5 protein-coding genes and 1 pseudogene are annotated in these 3,825 nt (G+C 39.8%); all 6 read left to right on the top strand.

Annotated elements, in window-relative coordinates:
* Positions 1-150 (top strand): annotated as a pseudogene (locus GMD1S_RS11760) (CDP-diacylglycerol--glycerol-3-phosphate 3-phosphatidyltransferase); the annotation flags it as partial.
* The gene (locus tag GMD1S_RS06840; protein ID WP_000835733.1) at positions 147-974 is read left to right on the top strand and encodes an energy-coupling factor ABC transporter ATP-binding protein; all 828 of its coding nucleotides are present in this window, start codon (positions 147-149) and stop codon (positions 972-974) included. The pseudogene GMD1S_RS11760 and the gene GMD1S_RS06840, both read left to right, overlap by 4 nt.
* Positions 959-1,798, top strand: a complete 840-nt coding sequence (locus tag GMD1S_RS06835) for an energy-coupling factor transporter ATPase (RefSeq protein ID WP_000513212.1) — start codon at positions 959-961, stop codon at positions 1,796-1,798. The genes GMD1S_RS06840 and GMD1S_RS06835 overlap by 16 nt, the downstream gene beginning before the upstream one ends.
* The gene (locus tag GMD1S_RS06830) at positions 1,791-2,585 is read left to right on the top strand and encodes an energy-coupling factor transporter transmembrane component T family protein (protein ID WP_000377884.1); all 795 of its coding nucleotides are present in this window, start codon (positions 1,791-1,793) and stop codon (positions 2,583-2,585) included. The genes GMD1S_RS06835 and GMD1S_RS06830 overlap by 8 nt, the downstream gene beginning before the upstream one ends.
* A gap of 60 nt (positions 2,586-2,645) precedes the next feature.
* Positions 2,646-3,461, top strand: coding sequence for a rod shape-determining protein MreC (gene mreC / locus GMD1S_RS06825; protein WP_001078970.1), 816 nt, complete (start codon positions 2,646-2,648; stop codon positions 3,459-3,461).
* A 2-nt stretch (positions 3,462-3,463) separates the two neighbouring features.
* A partial coding sequence (mreD, locus tag GMD1S_RS06820) for a rod shape-determining protein MreD (RefSeq protein ID WP_001237914.1) occupies positions 3,464-3,825 on the top strand: 362 nt, incomplete at its 3' end.

The following is a 3,825-nucleotide window of genomic DNA, read 5'->3' as shown; positions in this document are numbered from 1 at the left end:
CAGATGTTTGCCATTATCTTTTTGCTCTTACATTGGAATTTAATTGGTCAGCTGTAACTTTATATAGCTTTGTTTTTCACTATCTACTCTGGTTATGATTATTTCAAGGGTAGCGCTCATGTATTCAAAGGGACATTTGGTTCGAAATGAAATCGATTATTGAAGTAAAAGATCTGTCTTTTCGTTACAAGGAAGACCAGGATCATTATGATGTTAATAATGTCTCGTTTCACGTGAAACGGGGAGAATGGCTTTCAATTGTAGGTCATAATGGGAGTGGAAAATCGACAACTATCCGTTTGATTGATGGATTGCTTGAAGCAGACTCTGGGGAAATCTGGATAGATGGCCAACTGCTGTCCTCTGAGAATGTTTGGGATTTGCGTCGACAAATTGGTATGGTTTTTCAAAATCCAGATAACCAATTTGTGGGGGCAACTGTTGAAGATGATGTCGCCTTTGGTTTAGAAAACCAGGGACTTCCTCGTGAAGAAATGAAGAAGAGAGTGGCTGAATCTTTGGAGTTGGTAGGTATGCTGGACTTTAAGAAGAGAGAACCAGCTCGTTTATCTGGTGGACAAAAACAACGGGTGGCTATTGCGGGAGTTGTTGCCCTGAGGCCAGCTATTTTGATTTTGGACGAGGCAACAAGTATGTTGGATCCTGAGGGACGCAGAGAACTGATTCAGACAGTTCAAGAGATTCGAAAAGACCACCAGATGACAGTCGTCTCCATTACACATGATTTAGAGGAAGTTGCGATGAGTGACCGTGTCTTGGTCATGAAAAAAGGCCAAGTGGAGTCAACCAGCAGCCCAAGAGAACTTTTTTCTCGGGATGACCTTGACCAGATAGGGTTAGATGAGCCTTTTACTAATCAATTGAGAGAATCTTTGAGAGAGACTGGTTATCAGTTGCCGGATGGCTATTTGACAGAAGGAGAGCTAGAGGACAAGTTATGGGAATTACTCTAGAAAATGTGAGCTTTACCTATCAAGAGGGGACTCCCCTATCTTCATCAGCCTTGACTGATGTTTCTTTGACGATTGAGGATGGTTCCTATACAGCTTTAGTAGGGCACACAGGTAGTGGGAAATCAACGATTTTACAGCTTTTAAATGGCCTATTGGTACCAAGTAAGGGTTCTGTTCGAGTTTTTGATACCGTCATTACCCCTACATCAACCAATAAAGAAATTCGTCAGATTCGAAAGCAAGTTGGTCTAGTGTTTCAATTTGCTGAAAATCAGATTTTCGAAGAGACTGTTTTGAAAGATGTCGCATTTGGACCGCAAAATTTTGGAGTTTCTGAGGAAGAGGCCAAGAAAATTGCGCGTGAAAAGTTAGCCTTGGTAGGCATCGATGAGTCACTCTTTGAGCGCAGTCCTTTTGAACTTTCGGGTGGTCAGATGAGACGTGTGGCTATAGCAGGTATGCTAGCCATGGAGCCAACTGTCTTAGTTTTGGATGAGCCTACAGCTGGACTAGATCCTCTGGGCAGAAAAGAATTGATGACCTTGTTTAAAAAACTCCACCTTTCTGGAATGACAATCGTTCTGGTAACGCATTTGATGGATGATGTAGCTACGTATGCTGATCAGGTCTATGTTATGGAAAAGGGGCGTTTAGTCAAAAGTGGCAAACCGAGTGATGTTTTCCAAGATGTAGCCTCTATGGAAAAGGTGCAGTTAGGTGTGCCTAAAATAACAGCCTTTTGTAAACGTTTGGCAGATAGAGGTGTAGCTTTTAAAAAATTGCCAATCAAGATAGAGGAGTTTAAGGAGTCGCTAAATGGATAGTATGATTTTAGGGCGTTATATACCGGGGGATTCCATCATTCATCGCTTGGATCCGCGTAGTAAATTGCTTGCCATGATCCTGTTGATTTTGATTGTATTTTGGGCCAATAATCCTCTCACCAATCTCGTTCTGTTTGTAGCGACAGGTATATTTATCGCTTTGTCAGGCGTTTCCCTTTCATTTTTCATTCAGGGATTAAAATCCATGTTCTTCTTGATCGCTTTTACGACTCTTTTTCAGCTCTTTTTCATTTCAAGTGGAAATGTCCTATTTGAGTTTTCTTTTATAAAAATAACGGATTATGCTTTGCAACAAGCGGGAATCATTTTCTGTCGTTTTGTGTTGATTATTTTCTTTTCAACCTTGCTAACATTAACGACCATGCCTTTGAGTCTGGCAGCCGCAGTTGAAGCTCTTTTAGCACCGCTGAAACGTGTGAAAGTTCCCGTTCATGAAATTGGTCTTATGTTATCAATGAGTTTGCGTTTTGTTCCAACCTTGATGGATGACACAACGCGAATTATGAATGCTCAAAAAGCCCGTGGAGTTGACTTTGGCGAAGGTAGCATCGTGCAAAAGGTAAAGGCTATGATTCCAATTTTAATTCCTCTTTTTGCGACGAGCTTAAAGCGTGCAGATTCATTGGCAATAGCCATGGAAGCGCGTGGTTATCAGGGAGGAAAGGGTAGAAGTCAGTATAGACAGTTGAGATGGAGTCAAAAGGATACACTGGCAATTCTTGTGATTTTGATACTGGGATGTTTCTTATTTTTCTTAAAATCTTAGCAGGTTTGTAGGATTGATAAGAAGCTCACAGTAGCAGGTTTTTAGTATAAAGGTAGGAATATGAACCGTTTTAAAAAATCAAAATATCTAATCATCGTTTTTGTCACAGTTCTGGCAGTTTCTGTTCTATTAGTGACAACCTATTCAAGCGCTATTGTGACGAAACTAGGAGATGGGATTTCCTTAGTAGATAGAATTGTTCAAAAACCCTTTCAGTGGTTTGATACTTTCAAATCGGATTTGGGACATTTGACGCAGACTTACAATGAAAATGAGAGTCTAAAAAAACAGCTCTATCAACTAGAGGTGGAGTCTAATCAATCAGAAAGTTTAAAAAATGAAAATGAACAATTACGTCAGTTGCTGGATATGAAGTCAAAATTGCAGGCTACAAAAACCATTGCAGCAGATGTGATTATGCGGGCTCCAGTATCTTGGAAACAAGAGTTAACAATTGATGCGGGAAGTTCAAAAGGAGCTTCTGAAAATATGTTGGCCATTGCAAACGGGGGTTTGATTGGTAGTGTTTCAAAGGTGGAGGATCATTCAACAACGATCAACCTATTGACAAACACCGAAAATTCAGACAAAATTTCTGTTAAAATCCTGCATGGTTCTACTGAAATTTACGGGATTATCGTTGGTTATGATAAGGAATCTGAACTGCTTAAAATTAGTCAATTAAACAGCAACAGCGACATTAGCGCGGGAGACAAGGTGACTACAGGGGGGCTTGGAAACTTTAATGTTAAGGATATCCCTGTTGGAGAGGTTGTTGCTACAACACACAGCAGTGATTATCTAACAAAGGAAGTAACAGTAAAGTTAAGTGCTGACACCAAAAATCTTCACGTGGTAGAGTTAGTGGGGAATTAGCAATGAGACTGTTAAAACAAATTGGTATTTTCTTTTTACTCCCTTTTGTCGTACTAATTGATGCACATATTGGACAATTAGCGGGATCCTTCTTCCCTCACTTTCATTTAGCAAGTCATTTTCTGTTTTTATTTCTCTTGTTTGAGACAATTGAGGTTTCAGAATATCTCTATCTAGCTTATTGCGGTATAGTGGGTTTGGTGTACGATATCTATTTTTTCCACTTGATAGGAATTGCGACACTTCTATTTATCTTGATAGGTGCTTCGCTCCATAAATTTAATAGTGTAATTTTGCTAAACCGTTGGACAAGAATGTTAACAATAGTTGTGATGAGTTTCCTATTTGATATGGGGAGTTATCT

It is taken from the genome of Streptococcus sp. GMD1S (assembly GCF_000296875.1).
Lineage (GTDB): Bacteria > Bacillota > Bacilli > Lactobacillales > Streptococcaceae > Streptococcus.
The sequence above is the reverse complement of the archived record's forward strand: the minus strand, read 5'-3'. Positions and strand labels throughout refer to the sequence as shown.